13 protein-coding genes are annotated in these 20,604 nt (G+C 65.0%); 11 read left to right on the forward strand and 2 right to left on the reverse strand.

The annotated features are described in order from the left end of the window. Positions 1 to 5 precede the first annotated feature (5 nt). The 4 genes from V3330_RS11240 to V3330_RS11255 are packed head-to-tail and all read left to right on the forward strand — an operon-like array spanning position 6 to position 4,432. Positions 6 to 1,424, forward strand: coding sequence for a surface carbohydrate biosynthesis protein (locus tag V3330_RS11240; RefSeq protein WP_354695518.1), 1,419 nt, complete (start codon positions 6 to 8; stop codon positions 1,422 to 1,424). Beyond that, positions 1,421 to 2,335 (forward strand): hypothetical protein, encoded by a 915-nt coding sequence (locus V3330_RS11245; protein WP_354695519.1) that lies wholly within the window; start codon positions 1,421 to 1,423, stop codon positions 2,333 to 2,335. The genes V3330_RS11240 and V3330_RS11245 overlap by 4 nt, the downstream gene beginning before the upstream one ends. 39 nt (positions 2,336 to 2,374) lie before the next feature. Next, positions 2,375 to 3,253, forward strand: coding sequence for an N-acetylneuraminate synthase family protein (locus V3330_RS11250; RefSeq protein WP_354695520.1), 879 nt, complete (start codon positions 2,375 to 2,377; stop codon positions 3,251 to 3,253). Positions 3,254 to 3,256: 3 nt separating this feature from the next. Beyond that, a complete protein-coding gene (locus V3330_RS11255; protein ID WP_354695521.1) occupies positions 3,257 to 4,432 on the forward strand; it encodes a cytidylyltransferase domain-containing protein in 1,176 nt (391 codons plus the stop codon). On the opposite strand, the gene V3330_RS11260 is transcribed toward V3330_RS11255, so the two are convergent. Then, positions 4,429 to 5,604 carry a hypothetical protein gene (locus tag V3330_RS11260; RefSeq protein ID WP_354695522.1) on the reverse strand — a complete coding sequence of 392 codons (1,176 nt, stop codon included), beginning with the start codon at positions 5,602 to 5,604 and terminating at the stop codon, positions 4,429 to 4,431. The two genes, V3330_RS11255 and V3330_RS11260, sit on opposite strands and share 4 nt — an antisense overlap. 828 nt (positions 5,605 to 6,432) lie before the next feature. Between V3330_RS11260 and V3330_RS11265 the strand changes: the two genes are divergently transcribed. After that, a complete protein-coding gene (locus V3330_RS11265) occupies positions 6,433 to 7,050 on the forward strand; it encodes a hypothetical protein (protein ID WP_354695523.1) in 618 nt (205 codons plus the stop codon). A gap of 113 nt (positions 7,051 to 7,163) precedes the next feature. Beyond that, entirely contained in the window at positions 7,164 to 7,547 is a 384-nt protein-coding gene (locus tag V3330_RS11270; protein WP_354695524.1) for a hypothetical protein, read from the forward strand. Positions 7,548 to 7,665: 118 nt separating this feature from the next. On the opposite strand, the gene V3330_RS11275 is transcribed toward V3330_RS11270, so the two are convergent. Next, on the reverse strand, positions 7,666 to 8,433 hold the full coding sequence (locus V3330_RS11275; protein WP_354695525.1) for an SOS response-associated peptidase family protein: 768 nt from the start codon (positions 8,431 to 8,433) through the stop codon (positions 7,666 to 7,668). Positions 8,434 to 9,090: 657 nt separating this feature from the next. Here V3330_RS11275 and V3330_RS11280 point away from each other — a divergent pair. From V3330_RS11280 to V3330_RS11300, 5 genes are all read left to right on the forward strand, one after another. Further along, complete coding sequence (locus tag V3330_RS11280; protein WP_354695526.1) at positions 9,091 to 11,841, forward strand: PD-(D/E)XK nuclease family protein; 2,751 nt, start codon at positions 9,091 to 9,093, stop codon at positions 11,839 to 11,841. Continuing rightward, positions 11,834 to 15,544: a UvrD-helicase domain-containing protein gene (locus V3330_RS11285; RefSeq protein ID WP_354695527.1), complete on the forward strand. Its 3,711-nt coding sequence runs from the start codon at positions 11,834 to 11,836 to the stop codon at positions 15,542 to 15,544. Before V3330_RS11280 ends, V3330_RS11285 begins: the two co-directional genes overlap by 8 nt. Before the next feature lie 100 nt (positions 15,545 to 15,644). Then, complete coding sequence (rffA, locus tag V3330_RS11290) at positions 15,645 to 16,805, forward strand: dTDP-4-amino-4,6-dideoxygalactose transaminase (protein WP_354695528.1); 1,161 nt, start codon at positions 15,645 to 15,647, stop codon at positions 16,803 to 16,805. Between the two features lie 169 nt (positions 16,806 to 16,974). Further along, complete coding sequence (locus V3330_RS11295) at positions 16,975 to 18,867, forward strand: hypothetical protein (protein WP_354695529.1); 1,893 nt, start codon at positions 16,975 to 16,977, stop codon at positions 18,865 to 18,867. Positions 18,868 to 19,042: 175 nt separating this feature from the next. Then, positions 19,043 to 20,524: a hypothetical protein gene (locus V3330_RS11300; RefSeq protein ID WP_354695530.1), complete on the forward strand. Its 1,482-nt coding sequence runs from the start codon at positions 19,043 to 19,045 to the stop codon at positions 20,522 to 20,524. Positions 20,525 to 20,604: the final 80 nt, after the last annotated feature.

Consider the following 20,604-nt stretch of genomic DNA (forward strand, 5'->3'; position numbering starts at 1 on the left):
GGCCGATGCGTGACGACAAACCCGCCCTGATCATCCCGGTGGAAAGCCAGGTCCGGGAAATGGATGCCAAGCTGCTGCTGGCGTGTTGCGCGGCCGAGCGCGGTTACCGGGTTTTCATCGGCTCGCGCGCTTACGTGCACTTCGCGATGGCCGACCTGCCGGTGGGCGTCTATCTGGCCAAGAGCATGCGCGGGATGAGCAGCCTGATGTTCCGCATCATCCGCGGCCTCGGTCATGACATCGCCGCCTGGGAAGAAGAGGCCCTGGTGCATCCGCCGGCCGATATTTTCTATTCCCTGCGCCTGTCGCCGGAGACGGTGCGGCAGGTTTCGCACCTGTTCGCCTGGGGCGAGGAGAATCGCGAAGTGATGCAGGCCTATCCGCATTTTCCGCCGGGGCTCGACGTGCACGTGACCGGCAACCCGCGCGGCGACATGCTGCGCCCGGAGTTGCGGGCGTTTTTCGATGACGAGGTGCGGGCCTTGCGCCAGGAGTTCGGGGACTTCGTGATGATCAACACGAATTTCACCGACGTGAACCCGTTTCTGCCCACCATCGGACTGTTCGTGCCGTCGAGCGAACCGGGCAAACCGGAGAAGATGGGACAGGCGGGCAAGGGCATGCCGCGCGAGTTCGCCACCGGACTGCGCGACCACAAACAAGCCATCCTCGATGATTTCCTGGCGATGATTCCGGCCCTGGAGGCGGCCTTGCCGGACACCCGGATCGTGCTGCGGCCGCACCCGAGCGAGGATCACGCGGTCTACCACGAACTCGCCGCCCGCTGCGCGCGGGTTCACGTGACCCACCGCGGCAACGTGCTGCCCTGGTTGCTGGCCTGCCGCGCTCTGGTCCACAACGGCTGCACCACGGCGGTCGAAAGCTATGCGATGGGCGTGCCGGCGGTGGCTTACCTGGCAACCTGCAATCCGGCTTACGATTACGATTTCCAGGGCCTGCCCAACCGGCTCAGCGAGGAATGTTTCGATCTCGAGGCATTGACGACCACGGTACGGGCCATCGTAGCGGAAGGTCGGCCGGCGGCCACCAGCGCCGGGCGCGATGCGCGCATCGATCACTTCATCGCCGCGCGTGAGGGCCCACTGGCCAGCGAACGCATCCTGGATCAGCTCGACGCGGCGTACCCGAGCCGCTCCGCGCTGCCGGCGGTGTCTCCGATCAGTCGGGCTCGGTCGGCGCTGCTGGCGCGGACCAAGGCACTGTTGACCCGCCTCAACATGAATCGCCCCGGCCGCAATCGGCGCGCATACCACGATCACCGGTTTCCGCGGCTCGAGGTCGCCGATGTCGAAGCGCGGGTCCGGCGACTCGGCGCCACCCTCGGCCGTTTCGACGGCGTTCGGGTCGGCCGGCACAGCGAGCACATTTTCACGCTCGATAACGCCTTGGAGGCGAAGCGATGAGCGGGGCGACTCTGCTGCACCGGGCGATCAACCGGGTCTACAAACGCGAACGCGACCCGCGGCGCGCCACCCGGGTGTGGCGCCATTTCGATCTCGAGCGGGGCTACGCCGAGTACCACGCCCGCTGCCGCGAGTGGTTTCGCCGCGAGCGGCTGCCGGAAGTCCCGGTGGCGCTGGAACAACGTGGCTTTGCCGACCTCAGGGCACTGCAGACCGAACGGGCGCGCGCCATCGGTCGTGAGCTCGCCGCTCGCGAACCGGAGCGTCTGAAGAAAGACAGCCGCGACCTCGAAGGCTATCCCGTCGCGGATCGGGCGTGGCTGCGCGGCCTGCTCGATGAGATTCTTCCGGGCGCGGTGGATGCCGCCGTCAGCGGTTTTTTCCGCAGTGAGTACCTGGTCCACTGGGTGGCGCTGGCCGTGACCCGGCCGGTACCGGAACAGAAGTCGGTGTCGTTCCGCTGGCACTGCGACAAGGGTCCGACGGCGCACCTCAAGCTGATCGTTTATCTGAACGACACTGCCGAGCACGGCGGCAACACCGAATTCATCGATCTGCGCGATACCGCCGCGGTGGCGCGCCGGGGATACCTGTTCGGCTGGTCGAAAACCCGCACGGCCGATGTGAACCGACTCGCGCGCCTGGCGGGACGCCCGCTGGACACCCACGTGGCCGACCGCGCCGCGGGCGAGGCCGTGTTGTTCCAGCCGGCCCGGGTGCTGCACCGGGGCCTGGGGCCGCGCAACGGACCCCGTCTCACCGCCACCCTGTGCCTGTTGCCCAGCCCGGTACACTGGCAACGTGCGCTGGAGTGTGAAACTCTTTCCGATCTTGCCGTTGACGAGAAATGGCATGGCAATGCGTTGCAGTTTCTCGATGCGTTCCAACAGCGCCTCGATGGGCCGGCCTGATCACCGTATCCGAACAACAGAACCCGTAATGGAGATCCAATGAACGTCAAACCGCCCGTTGTCGTCGCCGAAATCGGCTGCAACCACAAAGGCGACATGGATATCGCCCGTGAAATGATTGGCATCGCCGCGACTTTCGCGCGCTGCGAATACGTGAAATTCCAGAAGCGCACCAACCGCGAATTGCTCACTCCCGAAGAATACGCCGCGCCGCACCCGAACCCGATGCACGCCTATGGTCCCAGCTACGGCGAGCACCGTGAATTTCTCGAACTGGACCTGGATCAGCACCGCCAGTTGCAGACCTGGTGCCGGGAGTTCGGCACCGGCTATGCGTGTTCGGTGTGGGACATGACCTCCACGCGCGAAATCGCCAGCATCGAACCCGACTACATCAAGGTTCCTTCGGCCTGCAACCTGCGGTTCGACATCCTGCGTGAACTGGCCGGCAACTACGGTGGCGACATCCACATTTCGCTGGGCATGACCACGCCGGAAGAGGAGGAGCAGATCATCGACGTGCTGGCGGCCGAAGGCGCGCTGGAGCGGACCGTTCTGTATGCCTGTACGTCCGGTTATCCGGTGCCGTTCGACCAGCTCTGCCTGCTGGAAGTGAGCGAACTGATCGAGCGTTACGGCGACACCGTGCGGGCAATCGGCTTTTCCGGGCATCACCTGGGAATCGCGGCCGATATCGCCGCCTATACCCTGGGCGCGAACTGGGTCGAGCGGCATTTCACGCTCGACCGCACCTGGAAAGGAACCGATCACGCGGCCTCGCTGGAGCCCGATGGCCTGCGCCGCCTGGTGCGCGACCTGCGCGCGGTGAGCCAGGCGCTGACCCGGCGTGACCGGCCCATCCTGGACATCGAGGTACCGCAGCGCAAAAAGCTCAAGCGGTTCGAGGAACGGGTCTGAACCATGCGCTGGGTGGCCTACATGCCGTTGCGCGGGGGCTCGAAATCGATTCCCGGCAAAAATGTGCGGGAGCTTTCGGGCCGCCCGCTGTTCGCCTGGGCGCTGGGCGAGGCGGTGGCGTCGGATTGTTTCGACGCGGTGTGGGTGGGTACGGACAGTGACGACATCGCACGGGCCGTGAACCGGGAATTCGGCGAACAGGTCGCCGTATTCCGCCGCGGCCCCGACACCTGCACCGACGAGGCCTCCACCGAAAGCGCCCTGCTGGAATTCGCCGCGGCCGAGGCCTTCGATGTGTTGTGCACCATTCAGGCCACCGCCCCGCTGACCCGGGCGGACGACTTTCGCGCGGCCCGCGCGCAGTTCGAGGCGGCTGCAGCCGATTCGCTGGTGACCGCGACCCGCGAGAAACGCTTTTACTGGAGCCCGGCGGGCGAACCGCTCAATTACGATCCCGTCCGGCGCCCGCGGCGGCAGGATTTCGCCGGCACCCTGGTCGAGAACGGCGCGTTCTACTACACGCGGCGGCCCGTGCTCGAGGAGCTTCAGTGCCGCCTGGGCGGCACCATCTCCGTGTACGAAATGGCCCCTGAAACGGCCATCGAAATCGACGAGCCTGCGGACTGGACCCTGATCGAGGCCATGCTGGGCCAGTCCGGCCGGCCCGCATCACCGGCCACGGGTATCCGCGCCCTGGTCGTGGACGTGGACGGCACCCTGACCGACGGTGGCATGTACTACGGGGCGGACGGTGAGGCCCTGAAAAAATTCAACACCCGCGATGCCAAGGGGCTGAAACGGCTGGAGCAGGCAGGCTACCGGGTGGCCGTGATGACCCAGGAAACGAGCGAGGCCGTGCACGCGCGCATGCGCAAGCTGGAGATTGACGACTATCTGCCCGGCACCGTGGACAAGCTTCCGGCCCTCGAGGCGCTGGTGGGTCGCTGGGGACTGGGCCTGGATGAAGTGGCTTACGTGGGCGACGATCTCAACGATCAGGCCTGCCTGGAGGCGGTCGGCTTCGCCTGCTGCCCGGCCGACGCGGAGGAGCCCATTCGCAACATCGCTCACTACGTGGCGCGGGCGCCGGGCGGCGGCGGCGCGGTGCGTGAAGTTTGCGAACGGTTGTTGGCCGCGCGGGGCCGGGACCAGGACCGGGACCAGGACCGGGACCGCTAGGGGAGCAGAGCGGTACTGCGTTGCAGCAGGCGCCGGGCCGCCGGGTTGATGCGCTCCGGGCCCACCACCGACCAGGCGTCCAGGTGTTCCGGCAGCGACTGGCCGAACACTTCCCGATACATGTCCTGAGCGACCCGGTCGTTGGCGCGGGCGTGCGCACTCGCGCCCGCGGCGCTGCGTTCGCTGGTGAAGCGCTGCAGCAGGCGTGATGCGGTGCGGTTGGCGTAGGCCAGTTCGGTGAGCTTGGCGCGGTATTCCATGGTCGTGTCATCGAGTTCCGGGTAGCGCCGAAAATCGGCGAAATGCCGTGCTTCGTGCTTGAGGTAGGAAACCCGGAACGGCTCGGTGGCCGGATCGTACGACCAGCGCACGCAGTACAGCACGTCGCCCGAAGTCCAGCCGCTGGTGGCATTGAGTCCCATTGAGGCGAAGTGGCGCCAGCCCTGGCTCACCAGTCCGTCCACGAACACCACTTCGACCGTCTCGGTGCTGTCCGTCAGATCGACCCGGTAATGTTTGCGGGTTTCGTCTTTCCACACCACCAGGTCGTGCAGGGGCGCGCCGGAACTCAGCGATATCCCGTAGCCGGCGTTGCGGACCGTGGCCCGCACCCGGGCGTAGGCATCCGCAGGGTCTCGGGGTGCCGCACCTTGCCCGGCATCGTGACTGGCGAGCAATGCCGTCAGCGCGGAGTCGAGCCGGGCGGCGGCCCGGGGGGCGTCGCCGGGATTGACCAGGGCCTCGGTCCAGTAGCGCCGAAAAATCGCCACCAACCCGTCGATAAAAGCCTGGCCGGTTGCGGGTGAAAGCGGTTCGCTGCGGTTGATGAAACGAGCCTCGAAGCCGGTGCTCAGTTCGCGCACCAATGGTGAGTCGGCTTGCGTAACCGCCGCGAACGGCACCGCCATGGAGCTGAGATCGGCTTGCGCCGCGGCCAGCAGGAAGCGGGTTTCCAGATCATCAGCCGCGACGATCGCCGGTGCTGAAACCGAATCCGGCAGGGTTTTGGCCGGGCGTGCGTGCGGGACCGAGTCGGCTGCACCATTCTCATTGTCCGCACCGGCATCAGCCCCGGTCCGTTCCGGTCCGACGACAGCCCGGGCGGCCAGCCAACCGGCGGCCAGCAGAACGGCGATGAGAATAAAACGCGTCGCTCGGGGCGGTCGAGGCATGCGGAAACGAATCATCGTTTCAGGGTCGACGGACGGACGGCAGGCAGATCGGGGAGCCAAAGCGCATTCCGGCCTCGCAGTGCGGGCAGTACGGGCATCCTGGGTCGACACGTCGAGTCAGCCGGCAGTTCGGCCGGTGGCGGTTTGGTGGGTGTCTCAAAACCATTTCGCGGGTGTCCTGAACGGGCAATCGGAATCCATGAAATCGGTTTTTCCAGCGGATGTCCACTGTGGATGTCTGTGCCAGTTGTCCCGACCAATAGCACGTCGTATGCGGAGTCGTACCCAATTCGTCGGTCGGGGTCAGGGGTTCATGGAGGAGAGGGTGCGAACAGGCGAATAACTAGATGTGTAAAATAAATCGTGAAATCAACCGTCGTGTTTCGACGGGTTTGCGCCCAGGCGTTGCCTGATTGTGCTCCGGTCATCGCAAGACACATTCGTTTACGATTTCCCTATTAATCAATAAAAATAATAAGTTGAACTGATATACCAATGTATTGGTGTAACATCGCACCAACATTTTTTCCGTTTCGTTGTATAAACTGATAGGTATGGCGTTTCATACGGGAATCCGGGCAACCGGAAACCAGCTGCCAGCGCCATCTCACGAGGCCCGGTACGACGAATCGCAAGCGATGAAACCCGGAGCCGCCTCATCGTGCTGATCATCGGGGATCGATCAGCGTATCTGACAGGGATCAAAGGGAACTTGAAAGTCACGGTTGCAGCGTCCGGCTGCGGGCTGATATCGCCCCGGTTTGGCGCGGACTGAGGGCACCGGACGACCGCGACTGGAAGCGGGATGCGCCGGGAAGGGACTTTCAAGTGGACTATCTCTATTACATTCTCGCCGTGTTGTGCGTCGGTCTCGTATGCCTGTGTTTCATTCGATTTGCCGTCCGCAGCCAGAATGCGGCACTGCTCGATTACCACAAACGCCAATCCCGTGACAGACGCGCCGCCGCCGGAAAAAACGGCCGGGCGACGCCGGCGGCCCGGCGGGTCTTGGCGCGCCAGACACGCCAGATCCGCTCGCCGTGGGGTTGGCCCGGTCATTCGCAGTTGAAAAACTCACCGCGTCGCGGACTCAGTTCCACCCTGCAATCCTTGACCGATCAGCTGATACGCGAGAAACAAGTGAACAGCGGATCCGATTCGCGCCGGAATCAAAGCATCCGCGCCCTGCTGGAAGACCGCTACGGCCGGGTGAGGCAGGAGCAGATGCCGGAAATCCACTACGAGAAGGTCAAGCCTCCGCGCTTGCGGGATCCCAGCGAACCGCACGACCAGATGGACAATTTCGGCAGCCGTGAAGCGCAGCGGGTGCGGCGTAAACTGCAGTATCTCAAGTCCATGGGCGACAAGGCGAAGGCCCCTGGCAATGGGACGAAACGGATGCGTTACGTGGCGCTCAAAGACATCAGGCAGCCCTGGGGCTGGTAAACTCCCCAGGTCGCCACTAACATGACGGTCGTCATTACAGGCGGTTACGGGCAGTAGCCGGCAGACCGGCGGCCGCCCTCCGGGGCGTGGGCTGGCAATGGGGAGAGAGTGACATGGGGACGATTTATTTTTTGGGCGTTGTCGCCGTTTGCGCCATCGTATTCGTCTGGCTGTTGGGACGCTCCGCCGGGCGTAAAAGGAGCCAGGCAGCGGCCCGCGGCCGGCACACGAAACCGCTGTATCAGCATCGGATGTCGGGCCATACCGTGCTTGGCAGCCACACCGGCAACCTGCCGTCCGAGACCCACGACATGTGGCACACCCGGCGTCCGCACGCGCAGAAGGAACATTGGGACGAAGCGGAAGGCACCCGGATCACCGCCACCCGGCTTCGCAGCGACGACGAAGCGGACGAGCGGGACGATGACGAGATGACCATGGGTACCATCGAATTCACGCCCACGAAGATCTCCCGCACCGGCAGCGACGATAACTGATCCGCTCTGCCCGGAATCGAAACCGATACCGGACCCGGCCCGTCAGTCCGGCGCCGGACGCGATCCGCGGGCCATCCACACTAGCTGGAACTCCAGACCGTCAGCCGTTTGCGGACCGTCAGTCGTCTGGCTGTCCGCGTTTCGCGAGCGCCGCCGGCAGGTCGACGTTTTCGTTGCCGGGAATCTTGATGCCCATGGGGATCGATTCCACGCCCATGGTCTCGTTGGGATAGGGCCGTAACAGGGCCTGCGCTTCGTCGCGCTGGCCGCGCAGCCAACGCGCGGCTTCATCGCCCGAACGCAGCAGCGCCGGGCTGCGATTGTGCCCCACGGATTTGAGTACCTCGTTCGGATTGACCGTAATCACCGCCACCGTCAGGCGGGCATCCCCATCGGGCAGCACCGTGCGGCGCGCCAGGCCCGCCATCAGCCAGCACGGCGCATCGGTGGGAAACACCGCGTAGGGCACCTGCGGGCGAACCCGGCTGTCGAATTCGTAGAACCACGACACCACCACCACGACCCGCGAGCCGGCATTCCAGGCGCCCATGAACGTGGGTGCGAACGGACGGCCCTCGGTACGCAGGCGGGCATTGGCCGTGGAGATCAGCCGGCCCTCCTTGTTCATCGGCAACCGTCCCTCGGAATAGGCCGGAATGAACGGCCACAGCGCTTCGGCCGGCCGGTCGGTCTCGCCGTCGCGGTGGATGACCGGCAGGGACTCCCACACCATGGAGTCGGGTTCCGACTTGCGCCGCAGCCGCGACGGCGAAACGTTGATGCGCCCCTGCGGATCCGCCGGCAGGGTGGAGGGCGGATGCAGCGCCGAAGCATAGGCGTAGACTTCGGACCACTTGATGTTGACGGTTGAGGTCTTGCCACACATTGGGTGTCTCGCTTGCCTTCTTACGCCGCTTCGCGGCGCAAACCGGCTGCACTCGACTGCATTGGAGGCGATTGCTCTGACTCGCTGCGCTCGCCAACCGCAATCGATTTTTGTGTCTCGTTTGCCTTCTTACGCCGCTTTGCGGCGCAAACCGGCTGCACTCGACTGCATTAGAGGCGATTGCTCTGACTCGCTTCGCTCGCCAACCGCAATCGATTCTGGTGTCTCGTTTGCCTTGCTGTCAGCCGTGCCGTTAATGGTGGGGGTGTCGCTCACTCGCTTGCCTTCATAACGCTACGCGTTAAACCGGCTGCGCTCGTTCGCTCCGTTCCCATTGCCAGTATGGTGCCACGTCAAACGGGGTATTCGTGAAGCGCGGTCTGAATGCTCCAGTTTGCTTTGCTCGCCAACCGCAATCCATGTTGTGTCTCGTTTGTTGTGGTTGGTGGATTTATCTTAGCAGTTGAGGTGGGTTGGTTTGGATTCTCGGATTTTGAGAGGGGGAGGGCGCAGTATTGAGATGGTGCTTTGCTAGAATCGCCGGACGAGGCCTTCGGTTTCCTGCCGGCCGGGGGTGGTCCGAGTTTGGAGACGTTCATTTCTGATCCTGATGCCAGCGCGATAGCGCATCCGCGGTTTGCCCAACGGGTTGTGCTGGTGCCCAACCAGCGCATTCGTGATCGCTGCCTGGCGTGCGAGGTCGGTGAGTCGGGTGGCGCGGTTCGAGTGACTCCGCCGATCCACGTGTTGTCGCAATGGGTGACCGACACGCTGCGCCGCCTGGCGCTGCTGGAGGGAGAGCCCGTACTGGCTCGCGCCGGATTGCTGGCCATGAACATCGCCTGGTACGAAGCGGTCGCCGCGCATGGCGGGCCGCCCGACCGCGCGCAGCGACAGGTGCTGGCGCGCAGGGCCCGGGCGGCCGACCGGGAACTGCGCCACTGGTTTGCGGAACCGCAATCCGCCTGGCTGGACGCTGATTTCCGCCGCTGGCGCGCGGCCGCCGCCGAATCGCTGGCGCAGGCCGGGCAGGCGACCCCGGAAGACTGGCTGCTGCGGCTGATCCGGTGGCTCGAATCGTCCGAACACGAGGTCGCCGGCTTGCCGGCGCAGGTGGTGCTGCACGGGTTTCTGGAAGTGACCGGGTTGGAACAGCGCCTGCTCGATGGCCTGCAGGCCCGGGGCATCACGATCGAGCACGAGTCGGTCGAATCGTCCGCCACCGCCGCGCCCGTTGCGCGCGCCTTCGACGATCTGCAGGCGGAACTGCGTGCCGCCGCGGGCTGGGCCCGGGAGCAGCACGCGGCCGGCCGGCGGCACATCGCCATCGTGGTCAACGAACGGGATATGCTGGCCGCCGAGGTACGGCAGACCTTCGACCGAATCCTGGGGCGGGAAGACGAGGTGAGGGCAGGCGCGGATTCGTCCCCGCGTGAAATACCGGCCCATGCCCTGTCCTACCATCTTCCCGGCGGTGGGCGCCTGGCCGAGCAGACGGTCGTGTCGGATGCGCTGTTGCTGCTGGGCATCAGCCTGGGCGGCGCGCGCCGGCCGCTGGCTTTTCCGCGATTCAGCCGCTTGCTGCTGAGTCCGCACACCGCGGGTGGATCAGCCGAACGTCATGGCCGCGCGCTGTTCGAGCAGCAACTGCGGCGCGATGGCCATTACCGGCGCAGCCTGCACGATCTCGCCCATGCGTTGCGGCACGCCTCGCGCGAAGGAGAACTGCCCGAGCTGCAACGCCTGCTGTCCGATCTGCCGGCGCTCACGGCATTGGCCTCCGCTGCGGGCACAACGGCTGGCGACCCGGTTTCGACCGATCATGCCGGCGCATTTCTGGATTGCCTGAAGGCCTGGGGCTGGCCCGGCGAAGTGGCTGCCGGCTCCCGTGCGGGCGAGGCCGCGGTTCGGTTCGTCGCTCTTCTCGAAGAGCTGCGGGCGGTCCGGTTGCCGAAGGCATCCGAGGCCCTGGGCTGGCTCGACCAGATCTGCCGCGAGACCGCCATCACCGAGCGTGGAGGCCCGCTGTCGCCGGTGCAGGTGCTGTCGCCCGAGGAGGCGGCGGGTGGCCGCTTCGATGCCGCCTGGGTGGCCAATGTGCACGCCGACAACTGGCCGGGTCATCCCATGGCCAATCCCTGGCTGCCGGCTTCCGCCACCGAACACATTCCACGGGCCAGCGCCGCCGGTGAACTGGCCTACGTACGCCGGCTGCATGCCGCGCTCGGTGAATTGGCGCCGCACGTGGTCTTCAGCTGGGGCCGGCAGGGCGGGGATGCCCCGCGCCTGCCCAGTCCGCTGGTGCTCGACACCTGCGCGGTCAGTGCGGAGGAGGTCACGGACGCTGTGGCCAACCCGTCTTCGGTCTCCGCCGGCCCGGCGCCATGGCCCGAATACGCCGCGGCGGCGAAAGTGCTGTCGGGCTATGCCGGGCATCCGTTCCTGGAGGCGGTCGAGGACGAACCCGGCCGCGGCCTCGCGGGCGCCGGCGGGGTGGATGAAGTGCCACGCATCCCCGGCTCCGCGCGGATGCTGCAGTACCAGTCCGCCTGCCCGCTGGCGGCCTATCTGGCGTTTCGCCTGCAGGTCGCGTTCGAGCCCATGCCGGGGCCGTTCGCCGATGCCGCCTACCGCGGTCAGCTGATGCACGGAGCACTGGAAGCCCTGTTTGGCGAACAGGCCGGACGCCCCGGCTTGCCGGCGGATTCGAAGATCGGTGACGCGGTCGATCAGGCCCTGGGGCGTTTCGATGCCATGCAGCGCCTGAGCCGGGCCGGGTTCGCGGCGGAGAGGCAGCGCCTGTGCCGGCTGCTGGCGGAATGGCTGGATCTGGAACGACGACGCGCGGGTTTCACCATCGAGGCGGTCGAGGTGCAGCACGAATTCAGCTATGGCGGTGCCGGCTTGCGCACGCGCCTGGATCGGGTCGATCGGCTCGACGACGGGCGCTTGCTGATCATCGACTACAAGAGCGGAGCGGTGGATTCCAAACGCTGGGCCGACGAGCGCCTCGGCGAACCGCAGTTGCCGCTCTATGCCGTGCTGCTGGAACGGGCCGAGCCCAACGGCAGCGGCGTCGGCGGGTTGGCCCTGGCCTCGGTGCGGGCCGGTGCCTGCACCTTCAGCGGGGTGGTGGACGACGCGGCCGCCGCCGGGGCCGGTTTGGCGCCAATGGGCCAGGGCCGCAGCCTGCTGGTCACCCGCTTCGGCGACTGGGACACCCTGCGCGCCCACCTGGAGAGCGGTATCACCGGTCTGCTCGACGAGATCGTCGCCGGGCGCGCGGAGAATTGCCTGTACGACGAACGCGCCATCGGCTGGGCCGGTTTGGAACCGGTGTTGCGCCATGCCGAAGGCGCGGCCTGGCGGTCCGGCCATGGTGAATCGGGGGGAACCGGCGATGACTGATCTGAGCCGTCCCCGTCCGCCGGCCGACCAGGACCAGCGCGACGCCGCGCTCGACCTCGAGCGCTCCTTCATCGTGCAGGCGCCGGCCGGCTCCGGCAAGACCGAGCTGCTGACCCAGCGCCTGCTCAAGCTGCTGGGCCGGGTGGAACGTCCCGAACGGGTGTTGGCCATCACCTTCACCCGCAAGGCCACCCAGGAGATGCGCGAGCGCATCATGCGGCGGTTGCGTCAGGCCGCGGCCGGAGATGCGCCCAAACCGCACGAAGCCGAGGCCGTTCGGCTGGCGCAGGGCGTGCTGGAAAACGATGCGTGGCACGGCTGGCACCTGCTGGATCATCCCGGTCGACTGCGCATCCTGACCATCGATTCCCTGTGCGCGAATCTGTTGCAGCGCAGCCCCGAGCATGGCGCGGCCGTATCCGGCCTGCGCCTGATGGAACAACCCAAGCCCCTGTACCGCAGGGCGGTGCGCAGCCTGTTCGAGGACCTGGATGACCCCGAGTCGCTGACGGGCACCGGCCTGGGCGACGGCGTCGCGCTGCACGAAAGCCTGGTGCGGGTGCTCACCCACCTCGAAGGCGACGTGGCGCAGCTCGAGGATCTGCTGATCGGCATGCTGCGGATCCGCGATCAGTGGGTGGACCCCGAGGCGGAGCCGGTGCCGGGCCGTCCGCGGCCCTCGATGCGCGACGTGCTGCGCTACCGGCAGGCGGCCGAGTACGCGGCCTTCCGCGACATCCTGGGTGGGGCCAATGTCGATAACGCCATCCGTCTCGCCTGCGAACTGGGCGCCGAATCCGACTCCGACCATGCCGATACCGCACCGGCCGCGGCGCTGGCGCGCCTGCTGCGCAGTGGGGTGAACGACGGCTCAGGCACGGACGCAAACCCGGGCACCGGTACTGGCACCAGCACTGGCACCGGCGCGGACACGAGCGCGGGCGGGGCGGCCGTGCCGGGCGCCGGGAATGACCCCTTCGAAACGGTACTGGCCACGGTCGATACCGGAACCGCCGACCCGGATGTGGTGGCGGCCTGGTGCCTGGCGCAATTGCTCACCACCAAGGCCGGCAAGTTCCGTGGCAAAACCGCGATCAAGCCGGCTTTTTTCAAGAACGCGGGCGAGCATCTGGCGCCTCAGGCCACGGCCCTGGGCGAAATACATCAGCGCTGGTTCGAAAACCCCGTTGCGCGGGACGCCATCGAGCGCATGGCCAAGTATCCGCCGCTGACGACCGGCGAGTTCGACGACCGGATTCTGCAGGATGTAGTGGCCCTGCTGCGGGTGCTGCTGGTGGAACTGAACGTGGCCATGAGCGAGGAGGGCGCGACGGATTTCCAGCACCTGGCCCAGGCCGCCCTGAACTGCCTGGAGCCCGCTCCCGACGGCGGCATCAGCCCGGTTCTGATGGCCGAGGATCAGCGCCTGGACCACCTGCTGGTGGACGAATTCCAGGACACCAGCCACACCCAGCACCGTCTGATCGCCCACCTCACCGAGGGCTGGCAACCCGGCGACGGGCGCACCCTTTTCCTGGTCGGTGACCCGATGCAGTCGATTTACCGCTTCCGCCAGGCCGATGTCGGACTGTTCACCCGCGTGGTGCGCGAGCAGCGCATGGGCGAGGTGCCGGTGGAACTGCTGCGGCTGACCGCGAACTTCCGCTCCGCCGTGGAAATCGTCGACTGGGCCAATGCCCGCTTCCGGACGATCTTCCCGGCCGAAGAGCGCCGCGACTCCGGGGCGGTGGCCTATCACCCGGCGGTGGCCGAACGCGAGCCGGGTGGCCACGTGCGCATCCACCCGCTGGCGCCCGATTATTCCGATGAGGACGAGGCGCGCGAAATCGCCGGCCTCATCCGCGATTGCCGGGCGCGCCTCGACGATCCGGAGATTGCCGTGCTGGTCCGCGCCCGCAGCCATCTGCGCGCGCTGGCGCACGAGCTCAGCCGGCAGGGCATTGCGTTCGAGGCGGTCGATGTGGATCCGCTCACCGAACGGCCGGCCATTCAGGATTTGCGGGCCATCGCCCGTGTGCTGGCCCAGCCGTCCGACCGGGTTGCCTGGCTGGCCCTGCTGCGCGCCCCCTGGTGCGCGCTCACCGTGCCGTGGCTGCATCGCCTGGCCGGTGAACGTCGCGATGCCGACATTCTGCAGCGGCTGGGGCACATCTCCCAATCCGTGGAATCCAACTGGGAGGAGGAAGATCCGATGGGCCCGCCGCCCACCGATGACGACTGGCCGCAGGCGAGCCGCCAGCGCCTGGCCCGGCTGTACCGGGTGATGCGGCGGGCGCTGGATGGCGCTCACGGCGAGCGTCTGGCGGAACGGGTCGAACGGGCCTGGCTGGAACTGCAGGGCCCGGCCTGCGTGGCCGGCCCCGAGGAATGGGAGAACGCCGCCGACTTCCTGGCGCTGCTCGACCGGCTCGAGCGCGAGAGCCCACGTGAACTGATCGAGCGCCTGGACGAGGCGATGGACGACCTCTACGCTCGCGGCCGCCCGTCGCGGGTGCAGCTGATGACCATCCACAAGGCCAAGGGGCTTGAATTCGACGTGGTCATCCTGCCGCGCCTGCACAGCAAGGTGGGACGCAACGAAAGACGGCTGATCATGGCGCAGCCCTTCACCCTGGAGGGTCGCGCTGCGGCCGCAGCCCCTGGGAATCTGGCAACGGAGTCCGACGCCGGCCCGGCGCGGCAATGGAACGGCGGCGCCCTCGGCGACGGCATCCTGATGGCGGCCGTGACCACCCGGCGCCAGAACGGACCGTCGCTTTACGACTACCTCGGTGCCGTCGACAAGGAGCGCCAGGACTACGAAACCCAGCGCGTGCTGTACGTCGCCGCGACCCGTGCCCGCACCGAACTGCATCTGTTCGGCCGCTACGGCTACCGGGCCAAAGACGATGCCTTCACCATCCCGGCCGGCAGTTTCATGAAAATGCTGGAGCCGGTGTTCGGGCCGGCCGCCGAAACTCTGGACTACACTCCTGGCGCAAGTGATGACAGCACCGAAGAAGCCCCTTTGATGCCGCTGCTGCGCCTGCGTGAATCGCTGCCGGCAGGCATAATGCCCGGAGCCGCCCCGGAGGATGCTGCACACGAAGGCTCGGTGGCGCCCCAACCCGAACCCGAGCCGGAGGCCTTTCAACTCCCGGGGCTGCCCGACCGCAACGCCGCCGCCCTGGGGGATGCCCTGCACCAGATGCTCGAATGCCTGTTCGACTTCGCCGGCGGCGAAGCGGCCCGCGCCTGGGCCACCGGCATGCTGGAAAACGACACGGCACTGCGCTCGCTGATCCGCAACGCCGGCGCCGAAACCGGCCAGCTCGAAGCGCTGACCCAGAAACTGCGCGCCTTCATCCGAACTCTGCTGCAAAGCGACGCCGGCCGCGAATTGCTGGCCGTGGCGCCGAACGCCGCCTTCGCCGAACTCCCGCTGATGTCCCGCGCCGGCCACCGCATCGCCCACCACATCATCGACCTGGCCTTTCGTGACACGCAGGGCCGCTGGCACATCGTCGACTACAAGACCGGCGCCGACACCCCCCAGACCCGCGAAGCCTGGCGCGCCCAGCTATCCCGCTACGCCACCCTCCTGGAGGCCGTCACCGGTACAGCCCCGCATCGCCTGGCCATTTACCTGGCCGCCACGGGCACGACCCTGAATTTCGATGCGGATGGACTAGAAGATACATAAACGTCATAATGCAAGCATAAGAAATATCGAGAAAAAGGATTTTCGTCTCTGGATGGGGTTCATCTGCCAGGGTCTGAATTGCGAGAAGGGAATATTCGACGTGACTCACAGGGAAATTCCGTTTAATCGGCTGTTCTACGGTGAGAAAGAGCAGCGTTACCTGCAGGAACTCCTCGAGAGCGGCACCATGGGGGTGCAGAGCCGTTTCGGTCGGCGTTGCGCGGAGTTGCTGAATACCCAACTCGGCGCCGCCGAGGTGATCATCACGCAGTCCTGTACCACGGCGCTGGAAATGGCGGCCTTGCTGGTCGACATCGAGCCCGGGGACGAAGTCATTCTGCCTTCCTTTACGTTCTCATCCACGGCCAACGCGTTTGCGCTGCGCGGGGCGCGTCTCGCCTTTGTGGACATCGACCCCGCGACCTTGAATATCGATCCCGAGCAGGTTGCTGCAGCGATCAATTCGCGCACGCGGGTGATTGCTCCCATTCACTATGCGGGCGTTTCCTGCGATATGGATGCGATCATGGCGCTGGCCGGGGAGCACGACCTGGCCGTGGTCGAAGATGCCGCGCAGGCGATTGGTTGCGAGTACCAGGGGCGCCCGGTGGGTACCCGGGGTGATCTCGCCACCCTGAGTTTTCACAGTACCAAGAACGTCGTCAGCGGTGAGGGCGGCGCGTTGATCGTCAACAACCCGGAACTGGTCGATCGCGCCTGGATCGTTGCGGAGAAGGGGACCAACCGCAAGCTGTTTTATCAGGGTCTCGTGGACAAGTATTCGTGGGCGGACCTGGGGGTGTCGGCTCTGCCCAGTGAACTGACCTGTGCGTTCCTGCTGGCGCAGCTCGAGAGCCTGGATGAAATCAATCGCCGGCGGCTGCAGCTCTGGAACCGCTACCAGGAGGCGCTCGAACCTCTGGCGCAGGCTGGTCATTTTCGCCTGCCCGTCATTCCGCCAGAGTGCCGGCACAACGGTCACATCTTCTACCTGATGATGAACGGTTCCGCGGAACGCAATGCCTTGATCGCGCATTTGAAAGCGCGGGAGATTACCGCGCCGTTTCACTACATTCCGCTGCATTCCGCCCCAGCCGGCCGGCGTTATGGTTACGAGGCCGGAACGCTGGAACATACCGACCGCTGCTCGGCCCGGCTGTTGAGGCTGCCCTCCTGGGTGGGGCTCGAACAGTCGGCTGAGCACGTTATCGAGGCGATTTTCGACTTCTTCGACTCTTCAAATTCATCTCTGCCTGGTTGATGCCATGACAACACCCACAAACCCAACTGAAGTCAACTGGACGCGGTCTCTCGAAGATCGGCGCCGCTTCGCCATCGGCAGCATCGTGTTGTTGTGTGTCGCGACATTGTTCGTCAGCGCTCTGCGCAACCCCGTCGATTACGACGGATATTGGCACTTGCGCATGGGGATGGACTGGGTCGAAAACGGCCTCAGTCCGTGGGTGGACCACTACAGTTTCACGTTTCAAGGTGAAGAGATCAAAAGTCCACCGGTCGCGTTTCAGGTCGCGTTGTGGAGCGCCGTGGATCTGTTGGGAGAACGCGGCGGATTTGTCACAGTCAAACTCGTGGCTTTCCTTTTGACCCTCGGTTTGATGGGTGCGTGGCTGAAGCAGATTCGCGCACCGGTCATCGCCTGGTTGATTGTGCTTCCCTTAATGGTCTGCCTGCTACAGCTTCGCGCCCAGATTCGGCCGGAACTCTTCAGTTACGCGGTTTCCATCGTCGCTTTGATGCTCTACCACCGCACGCGTTTGAGACTCACTCTGGGGGCCATCGGGCCGGTCGCTTTATTGTTGTGGATATGGACGAACTACCACTCGCCGATAATTGGCTATGTAATCTTCTTCGGCCTGTTTATCGACATCGCCTGGCGCCTGATAAAAGAGAAAGGCGGTGCGCCAGAATGGGCGAAGTGGGCCGGTTGGGGCATCGTTTTGGTGGGGGTTGGGTTCCTCAATGCCAGTTTGTCTCATCCGGTGATCGGAATGTTGCGCTTCCCGGCCGAATGGAAGTTCTACATTCAGGAATACGGCCCGCCGCTCGCGCACCTGCATTTTGTTTGGTTCTACGTGCTGATGGCAGTCGCTGTGCTGACCCTCGCGTTGAGTGTGAAACAACGCCGGATCGGGTACCTGCTGATTTCGGTCGTCCTGATCTACGGTGCCATCACCATGGCTCGAATGGTCGCACCCGCAGGGCTCGTCGTGTTGGCGATACTGGCTCATTTGCTCGCCGATGCATGGCAATCCCGTCGCACTTCGAATCAGCCGTCCCTTCCGTCGTGGACAGTTTATGCGGCGGTCGTGCTGGTATTGATTCCCCTGCTCAGCGGTGTGCAGATGGCGCGTGATTTCATGCGCGAGAATCGCACTTCCTGGTCGCGATTTCCGGATGCCCTGGTCCAGCACATGATCGACAACGACCTCCAGGGGCGAATCTTCAATGCGTACCCCATGGGCGGCTACCTGATCTGGCGCCTGGCGCCCGCAAGCCAGGTCTACATCGATGGGCGGACCAATATTCTCTACCCGTTGTCCCACTACATCGAACTGCTGGAGAGCCGTGCCGTCCCTCAGACACTGCGCGAAACCACCGACCGCTATGCGATCGATTGGGCCGTTGTGGAAGACGATCCCTATACGTTGTCGCTGTTTCAGGATGCCGGCTACGAACTGGAATTCGCTGATGTCGAGTACGTGTTGTTGCGCCACGGACCGGGCACGTTTGAACTGACCGGTCGGCTGGCCGCACAGCCGTGGTGCTGGAATGCCGGCATGGAAGGCCGGGTTCGCGATGAGCTGGCTCAGGCGGTGATGCAACTGCCGGGCTCCGCTTCAATGCAGGGACCCCTTCACCTGGCGGCTGGTTTTGTCGGTGCGTCGAATCGGGTTGATTGGCTTAATTCCATTATCGCGGACCGTATAGCCACTGACTATGCACGCCGGTTTCTCATCTACCGCAACCTGGAATATGGCCTGATCGACAATGCTTTGAACTTGTTATCGGCCGTGGAAGTGCGCTCACCACGCGATTATTTGACCGAAGCGTTCGCGCAAATCCAGGGTGGTGACTACCGCGCGGCGGAACAGGCAGTCGATGCGGCGTTGCGCCACCGTTGGGTGTACATCGACTATGCGGACGTCTTTCTACAGTACCTGATTCTGAGGGAGATTCGCCGTGCGGGTCCGTTCCAGGTACTGGATGATCAGATCTTGCAAGACCTAGAGAAGCAGATCGGCGATGGTCCCCGAAAGCAATCAGGACCACTGACGACTGCGGCGTTCTGCGCTTCCGGCTGAGTCGGGCGGGGCAGGTGCAAACCAGGCACAAACCCGATTCGACCTGGAGGGGGCACTTGCCCGCGTCGATGTTGCTGTTCGTGGGTGAAATCTCAACTCATATGCTCGATGCGATGGGGACGCCTGTGCGCGAACTTGCCTGGCACCCGTTTGTACGTACCATCAATGCGCAATCATGACCATGAATGTGCCCCATTCCATGGATTCTTCCGGGCGCCGCAAACTCTGGCTGGGCTGGTTCGTGCTTTGTCTGGCTGTAGTTGCGGTGCATGCCACGTCCATGGACCGCCACCCGCCAGTGACGCAGGACGAAGTGCAGATTGTGGAATTGGGTCGTGCGGCCCTCCAGCCAGACACGGACTGGTCCATGGTGTGGAATATCGCTGAGGAGCGGACGGCTGTGCCGCTTTCCTACGTCGGCAAGGTCTTCCAGGAATGGGCCTATCAGGCGACGCAACCGTCTCATCTCGGCACCCGGATAACCGCACTTTTCTGGGCCGTGTTGGCCGCAACCGCCGTGCTCGGCTGGTTGCAGGCGCGTGGCGCACCGCCGTGGGCGGCCCTGGCTCTCGCTTTCGCCTGCCTGACCGACCCCATGTTCACGGATATCTTTCGTGCTGGTCGCATCGACGGTGCCGCCTTCGCTGCCTGCCTGGGTGCATGCTGGCTGATTCGTGCCGCCGGGCAGGTGTCCGAAACCCGGGCCCGCCGGGTGCGATTGGTGGCGGCGGGTGGTCTGCTCACGCTGTCGCCATTCCTGTGGACCAGCGTGGTTTTGCTGTTCCCCCTGGTGCTGGTGGAATTGGGGCATGGCCTCATCGGCGTTGCGCAGCGGGGGAAACACGGCTATGTGAGCACGGCTTTGAGTGCCGGATGGCCGTTCGTCGCGGCCTGCGCGGGTGCATCGGCGCTTCTGTTGCTGCCTGTATGGCTTTATGCGCCCGGTCTGCTCGAGGGTATGGCCACTCTGAGTGCGGTTCAGGCTCGCGCCGCGGCAATCCAGAGCCCGGTTTATCAACTTTTTCTGGTGTACTCACCGCTGGTCTTCTGTGCCGCATTGCTCGGCCTGCTGTGGCGCCGTGAATGGCCGCTGCTGATCGCCTTGGCCGCATCGCTGTGGCTGACCTATCAGACCATGGTCTATCCGGCCCGGGTCATTTATCTGCTGCCGTACTTGTGGGCCATCATTGCCGGCGCATGCCAGGTGGTTGCACGCCAGGGCCTGCAACCAGCCCTGGCGCGCGTGCCTGTCTACCTGCTCGGGGCATTGGTGGCGTGGAATGCCATCACGGTTCTGGTGCTGCGGCCATTGCCACTATGGCGGGCTGAGCCTTCGGACACCGCGAGCCTGGTTTACGAGGCGTATCGGGATACCATCGGCCCCGGCCCGCATCGCGTGTTGCTGGAAGACTGGTCGAGTTATTACGCGGCCCGGCAGCTTGGCTGGAAAGTCTATCGTGCCGGAACGCCCGTCTCGCTGGATAATTATCAGGACTTCATGAGCACCCTGGACTATGTCATCGTGCACCGCCAACCGCTTTACGACACCACTCGCGAGTTGGTGCGCGAGGCCGGGTACAGCCTGATTGCAACCACGGATTCGTACACCGATGGCAAGGCCGCGCTGGAAATTTACCGGGTCGAGAAGGGCCCTTAGTGCAGATGGCACCATGAGGTACACTAAGCGCCCAAGACCTTGCGACTGTTGCGCAGCCTGGGCCCGGATCGAGGAGCAGC

This window comes from Elongatibacter sediminis (assembly GCF_037892215.1).
Taxonomy (GTDB): Bacteria; Pseudomonadota; Gammaproteobacteria; order Xanthomonadales; family SZUA-36; genus Elongatibacter; species Elongatibacter sediminis.